We start from the raw sequence: 18,604 nt of genomic DNA, 5'->3' as shown, positions 1-18,604 counted from the left end.
CTCTTGTACCGCGAACTGACTGATCTCCTTCAGAAAGTTTCATACGTACTCTCGTCTTGAGCCCGGCTTTGCCGGGTTTTTTTTGTTTTAGGCAAAAAACCGGCCGCGCCGATTAAAGTGTTGCAGTAGTTAAAAATGCGGCGTTGAAGGTCATGTGCAGGGCGATAGGGCTGGCCAGCTGCTGGTGTCGCTCGCGAAAATAACCAAACACCAGGGAGGGGAAAAAAACGGACAGACTAAAGGGATTTAAACCGCGACCGGCCACATGTGCCAGGGTAAACAGAATGCTGGTGGTGATATTGGCCAAGCTCAACTGGCGCCAGCAAAGGGGCCAGTGGCGCTGTATCAGAGGTTGTATGAGTTGGCGGAACACATATTCTTCCAGCGGCGGGTACACCAATAGCAGTAGTACCCACTGTACCGGCGCCAGCGCGGTACTGACCAAGAGACCGGCCAGCAGTGCAAGGGCCACGCCCACCGACAGGGCCAATAGCCACTGCCGGTCGGTCCACCAGCGCTTAGGCGCCGGCTTTGACATGGCGTCGCGCCAGCCCCAGGCCAGCCAATGCCAGCAGTAACCACAGCGTGGGATCGGCGGGAGAGCCGCTGCCGGTGGCGCAGCCGCCGCCGCTACCGCCTTTGCTGAAACGCTGTAGCGGGGTTTCGGCGGTCTCGCCAACGCCTACGGATTTCCAGGCCAGTTGCACCTGGGTTACGGCATTGGTGCCGTAATTGGCCGCGGCAGCTTCCATGCCGGCGCGGGCACCGGCAAAGGTTTCATTGGCGGTCCAGTAGTTGTGCAGGGCATCGGTGGCGATTTGAATGGCCATATCGACACCGATACCGGTCACCGTGACGCCATTGTGGGTGCCGCCGGCGGCCAGCAGGTGGAACATTTTATTGGGTACACCACTGTTGGTGTGCACGCCGCAATAGTCGTTAAAACAGACATCTGGCGTCGGGCAGCTAATGGTGTCGGTATTTACCCAGTATTGACCCTGATAGACATCGGGTTGTTCAAAGGCTTTGGGGTTGGCCAGATCGCGGATGGTTTCCACGCCCTCGCCCAGGGTCCAGTTGTCTTCGCCGTTGGCAAATTCCACCGCTACGCCCATCCAGTCAGAGTAGGCTTCGTTGAGTGCACCTGACTCGCGCTGGTAGGCCAGGTTGACGGCGCGATCGGAAATGGCGTGGCCCCACTCGTGGGCGGTAACGTCCAGGGCCGCCGCTAGGCTGTGGGCGTAGTAGCTACCGCCTATGTCGGTGAAATCGCGCGGGGTAAACACAATTTCGTAGCCGTCCCAAAAGGCGTTGTAGAGCGAATTGGCCGGGTAGGTGCTGCCGCAGAACTGTTGCGGTTGGGGCGGATAGGGCGCATTGGTCTGGGCGTGCATGGGCGCACCGGCATTGTCAAAACTGTTGAAATTTAACACCGAGCGCCAGTAGTCGTAGACCTTGCCGGAGTTCATCAGCGCGTCCACCAGTTCAGTTTGCGCAGGTGTATCCCAGGCGTTATCGCTGTCTTTGGCATTATCGGTGAGAAACAGGTCGATGCTTTGCCAGTAGCCAAAGGTGCGGCGCGCACTGATTTCCCCGTAGCCAGGCATGGTGCCGGTATTGGGATTGCCCGGTACACTGGCCAAATTGGCGCGCCGGCTGATGTCGCGCAACATATAACCATCGTCTATGGCCACCTGAGTGGTGGGAATGGCGTCGTAGCTGTTGCCTAGCTGACCGGTGCCGGTGCCAAATTGCAGGGTATCGGCAGTATTGCGTTCGGCGAGGATGGCGGGCTCGTTGTACTCGCAGGCCTCGATGGCATAAACCGCTGCGCGAAGTGTGCCATCGCCGACGGCATCCACCACCAGGCTGGCTACGTCGGTTGTGGGTGCGGCCACAAACAGTTCAAAACTATTGTTGGTGGGCAGGCTGCCATTGCTGTTTACCAGCAGCACACAGCAGGTTTTACTCAGGCTGTTGGGGCAGCTGTTGGTGGCGTTAAAACCCACTTCGTAGCTGGTGCCCGCGGTCATAGGAAAGCTGAATTGCGCTATTTGACCTTTGGCAAGGCTCGCGGCATAGCCGTGGCTGGCCAGCAGTAAACCGGCCAGGCCGGATAAAATCGACTTCATGGGGAGGCTCCGGTTAGCGGTTTAAGGGAATGGGATGGCGCAGGGTGTTTTGCACATCGATAAGCGCGCCGGTTTCAGCGTCCAGCCAGTAGCTGAAGCGTCCGACATTGCGCAGAGGGTTGATATCCAAATGCCAGCGCAGGTGAGGTGCCTCGTTGGTCAGCCGCAAATCCGCTCGTAATAACCTCAGCTCGTTCAAGGTGGTATTGCGCAGTTGCGCCACTCGCTGCAGGGCGTCCAGCTTGGACAACTGTGGACTGGCGCCGCGCGCCATATGGGCCAGCAACGCCTCGGACGGTCTTACTATGTGCCCATTCACGCCAGTGATTTCGCCGGCCGGGTTCAGGTGCACCAGCACTTCCATATCGGCCACCGCAATGCCGGCCAGCGTCCGGTAAAAGCGCAGGTGTTGGTTGCCAAATTTATCGGTGTTGCGCTTGTGCAGCTGCATCTCCTCGGCGCCGGCGGCAAAAAAGTCCGGGTTATCCCTAAAAAACTGTTGGGCCTTGGCCAGGGCCGGGTCTCGGCTTTGGCCCGCCCCTTGCAATGCGGCGGCGGCCGGTACCTGGACATCCAGCGTGCCGCGCAGGTAGAAAATGCCCTGCGGTTGCGCCTCGGCATTGGTGTGCACCTGCAGCTGAGCGGCAGGGTAGCGCGCCTGCAGATTATCCACGGGGTTAGCGCTCAGGTGCGCGGCAAACAGGCCCGCCAGCAGGCCAGTGATCAATGGGTTGGGCATCGACTACTCCTTTGGTCCGGTGGCGCGCGCAGAGCGGGCTCACGTCGGTTAGATCTCGTTATATTAGACCCCTTGGGGGGGCCGCGAAAAGCGAGCAGTCGTCGTCTCTGACGAAGGTGCTAAATGCCACGGCAGGGGTGCGCCGGCAAAGCGGCGCCAGTAACAACAAAGCTGGCGTGCAATGCCGCCATTGAAATTTACACGCCGGCTGCAATAGGCCCGGCGCGCTGCCGTAAATTTTTCCTTAAGCAGTTGATTTTATTGGGTTAAAAGGTCGCCTATGGCCTGGCGTAGGCCGGCGAGGCTCACCGGTTTGTGTACGGTTTTTAGGTACGACTGTTCCATTTTTAGCAGCGCGTCGGGCGCGGTTTCACCGCTTACCAGCAGCACCGGTAGCTTGGGAAGTTGCGCGCGCACCGCGTGTACCACATCGAGGCCATTTTCAGCGCCGCGCAAACGCATGTCGGATAACAGCAGATCGGGTGTTTGGGCCAGTAACTGCTCGTTGGCCGTGGCCACGCCGTCGGCGCTTAGCACGGTGCAGCCCAGCTCTTGCAAGAGCGCGGTCATGGCCGCGCGCACCGCTGGATCGTCATCCACCACCAGCACCGTCAGCTGCGACCAGGCCACTTCGGGCTGCGGGTCAGCCATCGGCGAGGGCGCGTCCTGGGGCTGGCGCGCAAGCGTCAGGGTAAAACGTGTGCCCTTGCCGGGCGTTGAGTCGAGTGCAAGTTGAATATCCAGCAATTTTGCCAGACGACTGACGATGGCCAAGCCCAGACCCAGGCCTTTGGCGCGATCGCGCTCGGGATTGTCGAGCTGGTAAAACTCCTCAAAGATCCGCTGCTGTTCGGTGGCGGGAATACCTCGGCCGCTGTCGACCACACTAATGGCCACCTGCGCGGGCGTCACGGCCATTTCAATATCCACACCGCCCTGGTCTGTGTACTTGATGGCATTGCCAATGAGGTTGCGCAGTATCCGGTCGAGCAGGACGGGGTCTGTGTTGACAGTCACTTCCTGCAGTTCGGATACCCCCAAGTGCAGTTGTTTTTGCCGAGCGTTGTGAATGTGCTCCTCGTACAGGCGCGCCAGCATTTTGCGCAGTTCGGTGGGCTTGGGATTAGCGGACACGATGCCGGCGTCCAGTTTGGAAATATCGAGAAGTGCATCCAGCTGGGCCGCCAAGGTGTCGATGGCACCCTCCATGTGCAGTGCGATTTCCCGACTTTTGCTATCCAGCGAGCGCCGCGACAGGGCCGCCGAAAACAGGCTGAGCGTGTGGATGGGTTGGCGTAAATCGTGACTGGCACTGGCGAGAAAGCGGGTCTTGGCGTGGCTGGCGGCCTCGGCCTCCGACAGGGCTTGTTGCAATTGCTGATTGGTGGCGGCCTGTTCGGAGCGGATGCGGTAGGACTCGCGATACAGGCGGGCGGTATCGCGTGCCAGCGACACCATCATCGCCAGGAACATGGCGATTAACAGGCCAATAGCCGGGCCAATCCAGGGGCTGGCGGGGGTACCGCCCACGGCGCCCCACAGGATGACCAGGGGTGCCATCACGGGAATGGCGTAGGATAAAAACAGGCCCATGTGGCCGGCGGTGGTGGCAATGGCGCCCGTGGTCAGGCCCAGTAACAATAGGGTGTGCATGGCCCGCTCGACCTCGGGCAAGTCCGGGAAGAGCGCCACCGAGGCGCCCATGCCCAAGCCGTTGAGCAAACTCAACCACACCCCCAGGCGAATGCCGCGCGCCGGCTGGCTTTGGTAGCGCAGGTGAATGTCGTGCAGCAGCCAGCCGCGCAATCCCATTAGCAGCACCATGTAGCCGGCCCACAGGAGCAGCAGGCTGTGGGCCGCATGGCTCCAGGCCAGGGCCACAATCAGTAAAACAGAAGGCACCTTGGCAATGGGGACGCGCCGGCTCTGTTTGGCCAGTAAATGCAGAATTTCCTGCAGCTCAGGCGTGCTGAGCGCTTGTCCGCCGGCACTGGGAGGCGTGTAGTTCATGGTGTCACTGGGTGCTACATCACGTACAGATAGATGGCCAGAAAGTGGCAGGTGCTGCCGCCCAGCACAAAAACATGCCAGATGGCGTGGTTAAAGGGAATGCGCTCCCAGCTGTAGAAGATGGCGCCCACCGTGTAGGTCAGCCCACCCGCCAATAACAGCCACAGCGCGCCGGAGGGCACTTTGGCAATCATCTCGGAAATAGCCACAATGATCAGCCAGCCCATCATGATGTAGGTCAACAGCGATAGGCGCGGGAACCGGTGGCGGTAAAAGGCCTTAAAAAAGATGCCGAATAGCGCCAGACTCCAGATCACGGCAAACAGTGTCCAGCCCCAGGCGCCCCGCAGGTTGATCAGCAGAAATGGCGTGTAGGTGCCGGCTATTAACAGGTATATGGCGCAGTGATCGATAATGCGCAACACCTGCTTGGCGCGTCGATTGACGATGGCGTGATAAAGGGTGGAGGCTAAAAACAACAGCACCAGCGTCGAGCCGTAGACAATGGCGCTGGCCAGCTTCCAGCCGTCGCCCGCGGTGGCGGAAACCACCACCATCAGGGTCAGTGCGGCGACGCTCAATGCGGCGCCCAGGCCGTGGCTGATACTGTTGGCCAGCTCTTCGGCAAGGGGGTAGTGCGTGTGGGTAGGCTCTTTCATTTGGGGCTCGGTGGGCGTGGCTGAACCGGATTCTGCGCCGGTGGGCGATGGATTATCTTGGATCATATTGCCTGTGTTCGCGTAGTGCCTGTGTGTCGCTGACGACCAGTGGGGGTGCGGAGCAACCGGCTGGCGCTGTTTTCGGTATCAGTATAGCAACAGGCCGGCTTGCGCCCAGTCAGTATAAACACAAATTGCCCCCATAAAAAAAGGGGAAGCTGGCTTCCCCTTTGCTTTTCACGGTAGATCAAGACAAATACTCAATATTTGCTACCAGATCTTTACACGCTGGTCGGGTGCGAGGTAAAGCTTGTGCTCGGGCTCCACCTCAAAGGCGCCGTAGAACTCAGTCATATTGCGCACAATGCCGTTGACGCGAAACTCGCTGGGCGCGTGCGGATCGGTGATCAGACGCTGCGACAGTTCTTCGTCGCGGTATTTCCGAGCCCATACCTGTGCCCAGCCCATGAAAAAGCGCTGATCGCCCGTGAGCCCGTCGATCACCGGCGCTGGCTGGCCCTTAAGGGATAATTGGTAGGCCTTGTGCGCGATAGTCAGCCCGCCCAGGTCGCCGATGTTTTCACCCAGGGTAAATTTGCCGTTCACGAACTGGCCTGGCAGTGGTTCGAAGGCGTTGTACTGCTCCACCAGCGCGCGGGTGCGCTTGTCGAACTCTTCGCGGTCTGTATCGGTCCACCAGTTGCGCAGATTGCCGTCGCCGTCGTATTGCGAGCCCGAGTCGTCGAAGCCGTGGCCAATTTCGTGGCCGATCACAGCGCCAATACCGCCGTAGTTTACCGCGTCGTCTGCGGCCATGTTAAAAAATGGCGGTTGCAAAATAGCCGCCGGAAACACAATTTCATTGGCCACGGGGTTGTAGTAGGCGTTAACCGTTTGCGGCGTCATGTGCCATTCGGTTTTATCGATGGGCTGGCCCAGTTTGGCCAGATTGCGCTCGTACTCGTACACTGAGGCGCGCTCGGCGTTGCCAAACAGGTCGTCTGGGCGAATGGTCAGCGAGCTGTAGTCGCGCCATTTGTCCGGGTAGCCGATTTTGTAGGTGAACTTGGACAGCTTTTCTCGCGCTGCCACTTTGGTGTCGGGCGACATCCACTCCAAGTCGTCAATCCCTTGGCCGAAGGCCACCAGCAGGTTTTTCACCAGCTGTTCCATGCGCGCCTTGGCTTCTTTTGGGAAGTGTTTCTCCACGTAGATTTTGCCCACGGCCTCGCCGATGACGTCGTCGGTAAACTGCACCGCACGTTTCCAGCGCGCTTGCTGGGCTTCCACACCGCGCAAGGTTTTGCTGTAAAAATCAAAGTGGGCGTCGTCGAAGCGTTGACTCAACAGGGGCGCTGCGCCCGACAGCAGACGCCACTTGGCGTAGGCTTTCCAGTCCGCTAGCGCGTATTGGTCGAGAGCATCGCCAAAAGCTGTGAGATAAGACGGTTGATAGACAATGATGTCCGCCTCTTTATCAATACCCAAGGCTTGCGTCCAACTGGCCCAGTTGACCTTGTCAGACAGGGTGCTGAGCTCGGCCAGCGGCATTTTGTTGTAGGTTTTAACCGGATCGCGGTTGTCCACGCGCGCCCAGTGGCCCTTGGCCAGTGCCGCTTCAATGGCGTAAATCGCCTCGGCGTCAACCTCTAGGTTTGCCAGGGCCGAAAGGGCGCCGATGTGAGATTTGTAGGCGTCGCGCAGGCCGGCGCTCTTCTCGTCTTCTTTGAAATAGTAGTCGCGGTCTGGCAGCCCCAGGCCCGATTGATAGGTGTAGACGGCGTAGCGGGTGGCGTCGCGCTTGTCCTGATTAATGAAGGTCACCACCGGCGTCTTAATGCCGGCGCGGGCGGCCTTGCCGAACCAGATTACCAGTGCGTCTTTGCTGTCGAGCGCGTCTATCTCTGCCAGCCAGGGCTGGATGGGTGCCATGCCCAGCTCTTCCAGCTTTTGGGTGTTCATGTAGCTTTTGAAAAAATCGCCGACTTTTTGCGCCTCGGTGCCGGCCTTGGCGGGCTGTGCAGCGGCTTCTTCAATGATGGCGCGCAGCTGCATTTCAGCGGCGTCCGCCAATATGCCAAAGGAACCGTAATTCGATTTATCGGCGGGGATTTCAGTCTTGGCTAACCACTGGCCATTCACGTGGCGGTAAAAATCGTCCTGCGCGGCGACGCTGGGGTCGGCATTGGTGCGCTCGATACCAGCGCTCAGCGCGGGTTTGGGTGCGGCGGTTTCTGATTCTTTCCCCTGCTCTGGGCTGCACGCCAGCAACAGGCTACCAAGCGCCGCCAGTAGGGGGGCCGCCAGGGGCTTTACACGAAAGGCTGTCATCGGAAGTCCTTCTTCTATATCGGGTTGTTATTGTGTGCCGGTGGGTTTTTGCCTCTTGTCCGCGCCGGCCGCTGCCTATGTGACGAGCCGGCGGACAAAACGCACAACCTCAGCTGCGGGCATATTCCGCCTGTAGCCGCGCTAGGGCTTTGGCAATGGGGCGTTCGATCAGCCAGCCAAGTAGGCAGCCGGTGCCCGGCAGCCGCGGTGCAAAATCGATTCGATAGACCAAACGGCAACCTGTGTCTGTGGCGGTGATCAACAATTGGCCCCAGTGGTTTTTCACCGGACTGCCGCGGCTAACCCGGTACTCCATGCGGTGTGGCGCCTCAAAGGCGGTCACCGTCTCTTCGAAACTCAGGCCCAGCGGCAGATGGATGCGGCGCACTGCGCCCAGACCATTGGGCGAATGGGCCGGTCCATCGATGACTCGCGTGATGGTTTGGCCTATGGCGCGGCCAAAGCCCTCGTGGTCGGTGAGTCGGTCAAACAGGGCTTGGGCCGAGCAGTGAAAGGCGTAGTCCAGTCTCAGTTGTTGGCGTGACACGAATGGCTCCAAAGGCTGCGCTATGCAAAGTGGGAGTATGGCAATGGCGATGCCTGTCGTACAAGGGGCAGTTGCACAGTGGCATTGTCTTTGGTCGCAGCCCGCTGCCAACTGCATGGCAAAAATAGGTGTGCCCTGGAGGCGCTGCGTGCCATTCACTTAAAAATGCAGCGCGCGCCGGCCGGGTTGGGCTATATAAAACTTCGCTGCAATTCACTGATTGTCGCGCGGGAGCAGCGGCGCCCTTAGGCGAATAGATTGAGCGCAAAAAATGGCCGTTCATCGCAGCGCTCGGCGCTGTTAACCGTCGCTTTATCGCGGCTATTGTGTTGGCCGATGCATCGCGCCCATTGGCCGAAATCATCTACTTTTCGCGGTGAAAATCGCGATACTGAATCTAACTCGTCAAACGACGGCGAGGCCAACGCTTTCTTCAAATCAGAATGTAAAACGAGTCACAGGAGCGTCATCATGAAATCACTTACCGCTACATTTAGCCCCTTAATGATTAGCTTGCTTACCGGCGCCGCCCTCTGTGCGGGTGCGGCCATGGCCAGCGCAGATACGCGCATCGAGCGCAATGGCAAGTTGTATATTGTGGCCGATAACGAAGCCGCTGGCGTGTGTAAAGCCATTGTGCGCGACCAGCCTTCGCAACTGCGCCATTCGCTCTACCGTGGTGTTGTCCCTATCGATCGTCCACGCGCGCACACCTTCTACCAGTGCAACGATAAGAACTTGCTAAGCTTTGCGCACGAGGTGCAGGCCAATAAAGTGGTGGGCTACCTGACGCCGAAATTCTACGGGCAACAAACCATTACCACCGAGGAAGTGGCCAGCCGTTAAACTGCCCATGTGGCGCGTAAATTATCCTTACCTCCCACAAGGTTATTGCACATTTGTTGCAATAACCTTGTCGCTTTTCCGCTGTGTGCTAGCCTGAAAGACGTTGCTATGCCTTTAGGCTCGAGGGAGTTATGACGTCACTGTTTATGCGAATGCGCCTGGTCCACTGGGTGGGGATCGGCCTGTTACTGATTAATGCGGTTTTCTTTACAGATAATACCCCCAGTTTAATTATTCAGGGGCTGCTAGTGGCGGTGTTGGTGATACACGACATCGACGAGAAGCGCTGGGGCGTAGACGCCCTGCAACAGGTGGGGGAGTACTTTCAGCATTTTGCCCGCAAGGATCTGACGGTGGAGTGTGAGGTCAATACCTCGCTCAACTCGGAAATGGCCGATATCGTGCAAACCATCGATACCTTTCGGGGCCAGATTCACGGGGCGTTAAGCGAGATAAAACGCGCGGCTGCCACCAACGAAGAAGCCGCCAAACACCTGACTGAAACCAGCCGTTCCATGGGCCGTCGGGTACGCGAAGAGGTGGCCGTGGTGGCTCGGGCGCGCAATCATATGCACGAGATGCACGCCCTCACTCAATCCATCAGTCAGCGCGCCGAGCAAACCAATAACCAAGTGACCGACGCCAACCAGCAGCTGCAGGCATCGCGCACCAATATTGGCGCCATGGCCGAAATGGTGGACGATCATGTGCGCGCCAGTAATGAAATTACCGAAAACTTTGCCAAGCTGTCTGCCAATGCATTAAAAATTAAAGACGTTCTGGCGGTGATCAATGGCATTGCCGATCAAACAAACCTGTTGGCACTTAACGCGGCTATCGAAGCGGCGCGCGCCGGCGAGCACGGCAGGGGATTTTCGGTGGTGGCCGATGAGGTGCGCGGCCTATCGCAATCCACGCAAAACAGCTTGACCGAGATCAACGAAATTATCTCGGCCATTACCAACGCCATTGACGCCGCTGGTAAAAAGGTCGATCAGCAAAAAAGTTCGCTGGAGGCCCTGAGTATTTCATCCCGCGAGGCCAGCGATGTCATTGTCAGTGCCTGCGATGTGATGCAGGAGGTGGCGCAGCTTACCGGGCAGCGGTCGGAGAAGGGCCACTCCAATATTCACTCGGTGAATAAAAAGGTGGACGAGGTGCTGGCCGAGGTTGAACAGTTGGCGTCCGCCGCCGATCTATCGGAAAAAGACGTTGGCGAGCTAGGTACTATCGCCAACAATCTCTCCAAAACCGTGCAGGATCTGCGCGCCAAAGTGGATGTCTTTACCACCTGATCAAGGTGCGGGTTGCTGCTGGGTAATGCAGTGAATATTGCCACCGCCCAGCAGTATTTCGCGCCCGGGGACCATCACGATATCGCGCCCGGGGAAGCACTTGGCCAGAATTTTTTCGGCCTCGGCATCCTTTGGGTCGTCAAAGCTTGGGGCGATAATCGCGCCGTTGATAATCAGAAAATTCACATAGGAGCCCGCCAGGCGAATACTTGGATCGCGCGGCTGCGTGCCGGCCACTTGGTCGATGCCCTGGCACTCTTCAGCTGTGGCAAACAGCGGCCCGGGAATGGGCATTTTCACCACCTTTAACTTGCGTCCCTTGGCATCTGTGTGGGTCTCCAGCACAGCCAGCGCCGCGCGTACGCGGTTGTAATTCGGGTCCTCGGGATCATCGGTCCAACACAGTAAGACCTCGCCCGGGCGGGTAAAGCAACAGAAGTTGTCCACGTGGCCATCGGTTTCGTCGTTGTAAAGGCCGTCCGGTAGCCAAAGCACTTTTTCAATGCCCAGGTAGTCTGCCAGCTGTGCCTCTATGGCCGTGCGGGTTAAGTGTGGATTGCGATTGCCGTTGAGCAGGCACTCCTCGGTGGTAATCAGCGTGCCTTCGCCATCCACATGAATCGAGCCGCCCTCCAGCACAAAGCCTTCGGTGCGATAGCGCGCTACCTTTTCCAGTTGGCAAATTTTGCGCGCCACCTGATCGTCTTTATCCCAGGGAAAATAGAGTCCGCCCTGCAAACCGCCCCAGGCGTTAAAGCACCAGTCGACGCCGCGTATTTCGCCCGCGGGATTGCGCACGAAGGTGGGGCCTGTGTCGCGCACCCAGGCGTCGTTATTGGATAGCTCCACCAGCCGAATATTGGGCTCATCGGCCAGTTGTTCGCTGGCGTTTTCAAATTGGGCGTGCGATACACCTACACTCAGCGGTTGATAGCGTGCGATGGCGCGCATCACCGCCATAAAGGCCGCCTGGGCTGGTTTGGCGCCCAGGCGCCAATTGTCGGTGCGCTCGGGCCAAATCATCCAGGCCTGTTGCTGGGGTGCCCACTCGGCGGGCATGGCGAAACCGTCGGCTTTGGGTGTATTCATGCGGGCAAGTCACCGTCCAGTGTGGCAATGGGGCTGTAGAGGGCAGGGCGCCGGTCGCGGAATACGCCCCAGGCGGTGCGGATTTTCTCTAGCTCGTCCAAATCAAAGCTGTGGGTGAGTACCGTTTCACTGGTCTCGTCGGCCTCGCACACCTTCTCGCCAAACTGATTGGCTATAAACGAAGAGCCGTAGAAGGTGATGTGGTAATCCTCCTGATCTTCCCGGCCAATGCGGTTAGAGGCGATCAGCGGCATCAGGTTGGCGCCGGCGTGACCCTGTTGCACCCGCTGCCAGTGGTCGCGCGAGCTGATGGTGGGGTCGTGCGGCTCGGTGCCTATGGCGGTGGGGTAGAACAACAGCTCCGCACCCTTCAGAGCCATGGCGCGGGCGCACTCTGGGAACCACTGATCCCAGCAGATGCCAATGCCAATTTTCGCGTAGCGGGTCTGCCACACCTTAAAGCCGGTGTCGCCGGGATTAAAATAGTACTTTTCGTGGTAGCCGGGGCCGTCGGGGATATGGCTCTTGCGGTAGTTGCCCAAAATTTCGCCGTCGGCATCGATCACCACAATGGAGTTGTAGCGGGCCCGACCGGCGCGCTCGAAATAGCTGATGGGCAGTACCACCGCCAGCTCCTTGGCCACTTTCTGGAAGTGGGCAATGGCGGGATTGGCGCCCAGCTCGGTGGCCAGCTGGGCGTAATCGGCATTGGGCTTTTGGCAAAAGTAGGGGGTCTCAAATAACTCTTGCAACAATATGATTTGCGCGCCCTGAGCGTGCGCCTGGCGCACCAGCTTTTCGCCCTTGGCGATATTGGCATCGCGATCCCAAGAACACGCCATTTGTGTGGCGGCGACAGTAACCTTGCGGGACATGCAGTTTCTCCTAATGCGTGAGCGCCACTTGCGAGTGGCGAATAGCTTTCGGTGCGCTGGGCGCACCGGCAGCAGGGTAGACGTAAAGCTCGGCTAAAGGCACAGTGTAGCGCTCTTTTTTGGCCAGAATAAATGGCCTGCTCAGGGTAGCCGCAGTTGTCGCACCCTTAAGCTACCCCAGGATAAACGTAAAGGAGATGGCATGACGCGGGTAAACCTGGTGACCGGCTTTTTGGGTGCGGGCAAGACCACCCTGATCCAACACTGGTTGCAGCACAGGCCCAGCGCCGAAAACTGGGCGGTACTGGTGAATGAATTTGGCGAACTGGGGCTGGACGGCGCGCTGTTGGCGACTGGGCAGCAGGGTGGCGTCGCCATCAAAGAGGTGCCGGGCGGCTGCCTGTGCTGTGCTAATGGATTGCCCTTTAAACTGGCGCTGCAGCAATTGATCGGGCGGGTAAAACCGCAGCGATTACTAATCGAACCCTCGGGCCTGGGCCACCCCAAAGCCATTTTGCAACAGTTGCAAGAACCCCAGTACGCGGGCCACCTGAGCTTGGGAACCACCTTTACCCTAGTGGACCCCCGCAAGCTCGACGATGAGCGCTATACCGATCACCCGCTGTTTAACGAACAGCTGGCCGTGGCAGACCGACTCATGGCCGCCAAGGCAGATCTCTACGAGCCGGCACTGCTCAATCGGTTACAGGCCTACGCCGACACATTGGGCGTAACGGGCGTACCAATTCAGCCGGTGCGCCAGGGCCAGGCCGACTTTATCGATCAAGTAACGCACGCCTCGCCGTCCCTGCCCGAGGCCCGCGAGTTACCCTCAGCGGCTCCGCTGCTCACCCTGGCGCCGGTGTACAATCGAGCGGGTTACGTCTACCACTCCCGCCAAGCCGAGGGCTTTACCGCCCAAGGCTTGGCCTTTCGCCCGTCGCTGTGTTTCGACTTAAGCCAGCTTGAACTGTTGTTTGGCGGCTTGCTGTGCGAGCGCTTAAAAGGAGTCATGCGCACCGCCGACGGCTGGGTGGCGTTTAATCAAGCCGACAGCGTTTTGTCACAGCAGTTTGTGCTCGAATCACTGGATTCCAGAGTGGAACTCTTGACCCGCACCCCCGTGGACAGCGACGGGTTTACCCGGGCACTGTTGGATGCCGCGATTGACGGCACGCGTGTTCCAGGCACCAGCGTTTAATTTGCGCGCGGTCCTGTCGGCGGCAGCAGCGAAAGTCTGCCGCCGCCAATTTTCCCTCTGCCATTAAGCGCTGCAGTGCCGGTGCGGCAATTTCTACGATGAGCTTTTCTCCGTGGGCTTGCGTCATTGTGCGCCTCCTGAATGTTTTGTCTTGCGCCAAGTGTCACTATCCGATAGATTATCATGCAAATGATAATCATTATCAATTAATGGCTTTGCCGTGGCGCGGTTAATGACGGGCTGCAAGACGGCCACAACAGGAGGTGAAAGATGCGAGGTTTATGTGGATATCACAAGGCGCAGGTGGCGCGCTCGGCGGCACTGGCGCACGCCTATTGGCTGAGTGCGCTCAATAACGCGTCTCAGTGGTCGCGCTCGGGCGATTGGCGTGCTGTTCACCAGGCTTACGCCAGTGCCTTTGATATTGCGCGTCTGCGGTTGAACGACGCCGAGCGCGGTATATTAAGTGTGTTTAGCGACGCGCAACTGGTGCGCACTTTGCACTTATGGTTGGCGGTTCCAGAGGGTGGTGCAGCGGTGCAGGAAGCATTGCGCTTTACGCACAATTATTTGCACCAAAAACAACGTGCACCTCTAACCTGCGAAAAGCGCGCAGAGCTGGCGCGCGAGCTGGATAAACTAACGCCCTTTATAAATGCTCGCTCGCGAAGGTTTTCGATGGATTTTTCGAGCAACGCGCACGCAGTGTCACACACGGGTTGTGGCGAAACAAAACACTGACAATGTGGATAAGAAATTACGGAAAATAGAATGTGAAAAGCCGGCGGTCAATTGCAAAACCCAGTAAGCGTTTTGCAATTGATACGCCGTTCTGTCAATGGTCGACAGCAGGAGAGCAATGAAACAACGTAAACCCCTGGGTGCGCTACACGCCTGCAGCGCGGGTTAATTCGGTTTAGCGGGTGCTGGCTTTAAATTCCTGCAGCGCGCTGTTGTACTCGTCGGCGACGGCGTACACCTTGTCGACCAGCGCATTGTGCGTGCGCGATGAACGCACACACTTCAGATAATTTTTGGTGGCGCCGATGTAGCTCTTCACGCTTTCCTGAGCGGCGAGCATGCTGGCGGTATCGCGCTCGGTGGCGGCGGGTATGCTGGGCGCACTTGGTAGTGCAGCTGTGTCACAGGTGCTGGCAAAGGCACTGCTTGCCGCAAGTAGTAAAGCGAGAGTTGAAACACGGGTCATAACTTTCATGGCAATTACCTCTTCGGTTTTCCAATAAAAAATTTCTTTCAGCGGCATGTCGCCTGACTACGAAAATGTCTTTGCAGCCTGTGTGCCAACTTTTCAAAGTGCGTAAAAAATATTTTTATGTGCAACAAAAAATCAAAAATAATGAAAATTTGTTTCAATTATTTCTGAGTGTAGGGTGTTACCCCAAGGCGATGGTAGGTAGCGTCCCGCGATCGTGCACAAGGATGGTGCTTTTATTTTTCGCGCCCTTTTTTGGCGCAAGGTTGGGCGATCGTTGCTGTGTCGGAACGGACAGGGTGGCGGCGCGGGACAATAGCGCCGTTAAGTGTTTGGCGAATTTTGTGCCTTGCGTGCGGCTTGCGCGCAGGCTTGGCAGATACAGGCGCTCGCTGGGGTGGCGGTGCAGAGATCGCGGGTGAAGGTTTCTTGTCGGCACCAGCAGTCGCGCGCCTGTGGATCTTGCAGGCGGCCGCAGCGGTTATCGGCACCGCAGCTTGGGCAGCGTGAGGGCGAGCTCGAGGCGGGCGGGAAGTCGGCCATCGACGGATTCAGCGCTTCAGGCCTTTGCCCACCACATACACCTCGCGCGAGCGCGCGCGCGAGGCATCGGGTTTGCGAATGACCACTTTATCGAATACGGCGCGCACATCCTTTATGTATTGATCGTAGCCTTCGCCGTGGAAGACCTTGGCCAAAAAATTCCCCTTGGGTTTGAGCACCTGTTGCGCCATGTCCAGCGCCAGCTCCACCAGGTACATAGAAGCGGCCTGGTCGGCGGCGTCGACGCCGCTGATATTGGGCGCCATATCGGAGATCACCAGGTCAGCCTGGGCCCCACCCAGTGCGGACATGATCTGGTCAAAGACGCTCTGTTCGGTAAAATCGCCCTGAATAAAATCCACTTGTTCCAGCGCGTCCATGGGCAGTATGTCCGAGGCGATGACCCGGCCTTTAAGCCCCACCAAGTGACCGGCCACCTGCGACCAGCCGCCCGGCGCCGAGCCCAAATCCAACACCAACATGCCCGGACGAATCAGCTTGTCTTTGGCGTTTAGCTCCAGCAGTTTATAACTGGCGCGCGAGCGGTAGCCGTCCACCTGGGCCTTTTTCACATAGGGGTCGTTAACATGCTCTTCCAGCCAACGGTTGCTGCTTTTTGATCGGGCCATGGGGTGTTCCGGGGTTGTTGAAGGTGGTGTCGGCCCAGTGCGGGCTGCCGGCCATTGTACGCGCCTGGCGTTAAGGCTTCAAAACTCTGGCGCTGGCACGGCCGCTGGCAATTCTATTCGCGCCGGGTACAATCGGCGGCCTTGGCTACAATGAGCTTGAGCCAGCGCTACCCCAGTCACCTTTGCCGGAGTCACCGGCCAGGAAGCCCTATGATTCGTATTACCGAACTTGCCTTGCCCCTCGACCACCCGCCCGCGGCACTGCGCGCTGCTGTACTTGCCCGTCTGGGCCTGGCAGACAGCGATCTGCTGGATCTGGTGGTGTTTAAACGCAGTTACGATGCGCGCAAGAAAAACAGTGAAATCAAGTTTGTGTACATTGTGGATGTGGCGGTGCGCGATGCCGATGCCGTGCTGGCGCGCTGCAGTGGCGATAAGCACGTTAACCCTGCGCCCGACACCGCCTATTACCCCGTCGCCCAGGCGCCCGCCAATCTACAGGAGCGGCCCATTATTATTGGCTTTGGCCCCTGTGGTTTGTTTGCTGCCCTGACCCTGGCGCAAATGGGTTTTAAGCCCATCGTGCTCGAGCGCGGCAAAGAGGTGCGCGCGCGCACTAAAGATACCTGGGCGCTGTGGCGCAAAAAAACGCTAACGCCCGAATCCAATGTCCAGTTTGGCGAGGGCGGTGCAGGCCTGTTTTCCGATGGCAAACTGTACAGCCAAATCAAAGATCCCAAGTTCTATGGCCGCAAGGTGATGCACGAATTTGTGCGCGCCGGCGCGCCCGAGGAAATTTTGTACGTCAGTAAACCCCACATCGGCACCTTCCGGTTGACCGGGGTAGTGGCAGCCATGCGCGAGGAAATTCGAGCCTTGGGCGGCGAGGTGCGCTTTGAGTCGCGGGTGTCGGATCTGCTGCTGGAAGCCGGGCGGGTGACCGGCGTGCAATTGGCCGATGGCAGCCAACTGCACAGTCGTTATGTGGTGTTGGCACTCGGCCACAGTGCGCGCGATACCTTTCGCATGTTGCACGGGCGCGGCGTGCACGTGGAGGCCAAGCCCTTTGCCATCGGATTTCGCGTCGAGCACCCGCAGTCGCTGATCGACCGGGCGCGGCTGGGTAAATACGCAGGCCACCCGGAGCTGGGCGCGGCGGACTACAAATTGGTGTACCACGCAAAAAATGGCCGCGCCGTGTACAGCTTTTGCATGTGCCCGGGCGGCACAGTGGTGGCCGCCACCTCAGAGCCCAACCGGGTGGTTACCAACGGCATGAGTCAGTACTCGCGCAACGAGCGCAACGCCAACGCGGGCATCGTGGTGGGTATTAGCCCAGAGCAGGATTTCCCCGGCGGCCCATTGGCAGGTGTCGAGTTGCAAGAGCAGTTAGAAAGCCAGGCCTTTGTCTTGGGCGGCGAAGACTATTGCGCGCCGGGGCAGTTGGTTGGCGACTTTATTCGCGCCCAGCCGTCGCAGGTTTGGGGCGAGGTGGAGCCCTCCTACAAGCCGGGCGTCAAGCTGGGCGATCTGTCGCCCTCCCTGCCGGCCTATGCCATCGAGGCCATTCGCGAAGCACTGCCGGCCTTTGGCAAACAAATTCGCGGCTTTGATCGCGACGACGCCGTGTTAACCGGCATCGAAACGCGCACCTCGTCGCCCGTGCGTATTACCCGCGACAAAGACAGCCTGCAAAGCATCAATACCCGCGGGCTCTACCCGGCCGGTGAAGGCGCCGGCTACGCGGGCGGCATTTTGTCTGCCGGTGTGGATGGCATTAAAGTGGCTGAAGCCTTGGCACAGGCGCTGCTGGCCGACCGCGAGGCCCCATGAAATTTGACGACCTGAAAAAGCTGCACCACAAAAAGTACCGCGCCGCCCTGGGCCATTACCTGGTAGAGGGCGAGCACCTGGTGTTGGAGTTACAACAGGCCTACGGACAGGCGTCGGGCATTGTCCTCTACGTCACCGAGCGCTACGCCGAATGGCCGTCGCCCTTTGCCAAGCACATAATTACCGAGCGCCAGATGGCGCAGTTGTCGGATACCAAATCGCCGCAGGGCATCATCGCCGTGGTGCCGCTACCAGAGTCGTTGCCGGCGACCAGCGCGCCCGGCGAACAGGCTATCTACCTTTGGCAGGTGCAAGACCCGGGTAATTTAGGCACGATATTGCGCACGCTGGCCTGGTTTGGCGGCTTTCGGTGTCTGCTAAGTCCGGGCAGTGTCGACCCCTACAACCCCAAGGTGGTGCGCGCCAGCATGGGCGCAATTTTCCATCTACCGCTGGAGCAGGAGGTGACTTTGGATGCGCTGGCGCGTCGCTACGGTAGCGTCGCCTACCTGGATATGCAGGGTCAAGCACTCACCGATGCGTCCTTTAGTGAGCACGCCTGCTACCTGTTTGGCAACGAGGCGCAGGGCGTGCCGCGCGAAGCCTTGCAGCAGTTGTCGGCCTCGCCTTACACCATTGCCGGGCAAGGTAAAATCGAATCG

At 58.7% G+C, this 18,604-nt stretch carries 18 protein-coding genes; 6 read left to right on the top strand and 12 right to left on the bottom strand.

From position 1 onward, the window contains the following. Positions 1-112 precede the first annotated feature (112 nt). The 7 genes from mrtJ to ACW8F6_RS05505 form a co-directional block, all read right to left on the bottom strand. On the bottom strand, positions 113-538 hold the full coding sequence (mrtJ, locus tag ACW8F6_RS05535) for a JDVT-CTERM system glutamic-type intramembrane protease MrtJ (RefSeq protein WP_491574856.1): 426 nt from the start codon (positions 536-538) through the stop codon (positions 113-115). Further along, a complete protein-coding gene (locus ACW8F6_RS05530) occupies positions 519-2,132 on the bottom strand; it encodes a M4 family metallopeptidase (protein WP_491574855.1) in 1,614 nt (537 codons plus the stop codon). Before ACW8F6_RS05530 ends, mrtJ begins: the two co-directional genes overlap by 20 nt. A gap of 13 nt (positions 2,133-2,145) precedes the next feature. After that, the gene (locus ACW8F6_RS05525) at positions 2,146-2,871 is read right to left on the bottom strand and encodes a hypothetical protein (protein ID WP_491574854.1); all 726 of its coding nucleotides are present in this window, start codon (positions 2,869-2,871) and stop codon (positions 2,146-2,148) included. 258 nt (positions 2,872-3,129) lie between these two features. Continuing rightward, positions 3,130-4,881, bottom strand: a complete 1,752-nt coding sequence (locus ACW8F6_RS05520) for a hybrid sensor histidine kinase/response regulator (RefSeq protein ID WP_491574853.1) — start codon at positions 4,879-4,881, stop codon at positions 3,130-3,132. 14 nt (positions 4,882-4,895) lie between these two features. Then, a complete protein-coding gene (trhA, locus tag ACW8F6_RS05515; RefSeq protein WP_491574852.1) occupies positions 4,896-5,606 on the bottom strand; it encodes a PAQR family membrane homeostasis protein TrhA in 711 nt (236 codons plus the stop codon). 204 nt (positions 5,607-5,810) lie between these two features. After that, positions 5,811-7,871 (bottom strand): M13 family metallopeptidase, encoded by a 2,061-nt coding sequence (locus tag ACW8F6_RS05510; RefSeq protein ID WP_491574851.1) that lies wholly within the window; start codon positions 7,869-7,871, stop codon positions 5,811-5,813. Positions 7,872-7,980: 109 nt separating this feature from the next. Continuing rightward, complete coding sequence (locus tag ACW8F6_RS05505) at positions 7,981-8,418, bottom strand: SRPBCC family protein (RefSeq protein ID WP_491574850.1); 438 nt, start codon at positions 8,416-8,418, stop codon at positions 7,981-7,983. A gap of 471 nt (positions 8,419-8,889) precedes the next feature. On the opposite strand from ACW8F6_RS05505, the gene ACW8F6_RS05500 reads away from it, so the two are divergent. Both ACW8F6_RS05500 and ACW8F6_RS05495 read left to right on the top strand, forming a co-directional pair. Then, a complete protein-coding gene (locus ACW8F6_RS05500) occupies positions 8,890-9,264 on the top strand; it encodes a DUF3718 domain-containing protein (protein ID WP_491574849.1) in 375 nt (124 codons plus the stop codon). Positions 9,265-9,395: 131 nt separating this feature from the next. Next, a complete protein-coding gene (locus ACW8F6_RS05495; RefSeq protein ID WP_491574848.1) occupies positions 9,396-10,559 on the top strand; it encodes a methyl-accepting chemotaxis protein in 1,164 nt (387 codons plus the stop codon). Here ACW8F6_RS05495 and aguA read toward each other — a convergent pair whose 3' ends face one another. Together aguA and aguB are read right to left on the bottom strand one after the other, a co-directional pair. Beyond that, on the bottom strand, positions 10,560-11,648 hold the full coding sequence (gene aguA, locus ACW8F6_RS05490; protein WP_491574847.1) for an agmatine deiminase: 1,089 nt from the start codon (positions 11,646-11,648) through the stop codon (positions 10,560-10,562). Then, positions 11,645-12,523 (bottom strand): N-carbamoylputrescine amidase, encoded by an 879-nt coding sequence (gene aguB, locus ACW8F6_RS05485; RefSeq protein WP_491574846.1) that lies wholly within the window; start codon positions 12,521-12,523, stop codon positions 11,645-11,647. The genes aguA and aguB overlap by 4 nt, the downstream gene beginning before the upstream one ends. A 202-nt stretch (positions 12,524-12,725) precedes the next feature. On the opposite strand from aguB, the gene ACW8F6_RS05480 reads away from it, so the two are divergent. Further along, positions 12,726-13,724, top strand: coding sequence for a CobW family GTP-binding protein (locus ACW8F6_RS05480; protein WP_491574845.1), 999 nt, complete (start codon positions 12,726-12,728; stop codon positions 13,722-13,724). 270 nt (positions 13,725-13,994) lie between these two features. After that, positions 13,995-14,465, top strand: coding sequence for a hypothetical protein (locus ACW8F6_RS05475; RefSeq protein ID WP_491574844.1), 471 nt, complete (start codon positions 13,995-13,997; stop codon positions 14,463-14,465). 175 nt (positions 14,466-14,640) lie between these two features. On the opposite strand, the gene ACW8F6_RS05470 is transcribed toward ACW8F6_RS05475, so the two are convergent. The 3 genes from ACW8F6_RS05470 to rlmE all read right to left on the bottom strand — a co-directional run bounded on the left by ACW8F6_RS05470 (position 14,641) and on the right by rlmE (position 16,109). Continuing rightward, positions 14,641-14,988 (bottom strand): hypothetical protein, encoded by a 348-nt coding sequence (locus ACW8F6_RS05470; protein ID WP_491574843.1) that lies wholly within the window; start codon positions 14,986-14,988, stop codon positions 14,641-14,643. Positions 14,989-15,261: 273 nt separating this feature from the next. After that, the gene (locus tag ACW8F6_RS05465) at positions 15,262-15,480 is read right to left on the bottom strand and encodes a cysteine-rich CWC family protein (protein WP_491574842.1); all 219 of its coding nucleotides are present in this window, start codon (positions 15,478-15,480) and stop codon (positions 15,262-15,264) included. 8 nt (positions 15,481-15,488) lie between these two features. Further along, on the bottom strand, positions 15,489-16,109 hold the full coding sequence (rlmE, locus tag ACW8F6_RS05460; protein ID WP_491574841.1) for a 23S rRNA (uridine(2552)-2'-O)-methyltransferase RlmE: 621 nt from the start codon (positions 16,107-16,109) through the stop codon (positions 15,489-15,491). A gap of 210 nt (positions 16,110-16,319) precedes the next feature. Here rlmE and ACW8F6_RS05455 point away from each other — a divergent pair, with 210 nt between their 5' ends. Both ACW8F6_RS05455 and ACW8F6_RS05450 read left to right on the top strand, forming a co-directional pair. Further along, entirely contained in the window at positions 16,320-17,942 is a 1,623-nt protein-coding gene (locus ACW8F6_RS05455; RefSeq protein WP_491574840.1) for an NAD(P)/FAD-dependent oxidoreductase, read from the top strand. Continuing rightward, positions 17,939-18,604, top strand: a 666-nt coding sequence (locus ACW8F6_RS05450) for a TrmH family RNA methyltransferase (protein WP_491574839.1), incomplete at its 3' end; no start/stop codon positions are given. The genes ACW8F6_RS05455 and ACW8F6_RS05450, both read left to right, overlap by 4 nt.

The sequence above is a fragment of the Simiduia sp. genome (assembly GCF_058345725.1).
This window is presented reverse-complemented; position numbering and strand designations above follow the sequence as displayed.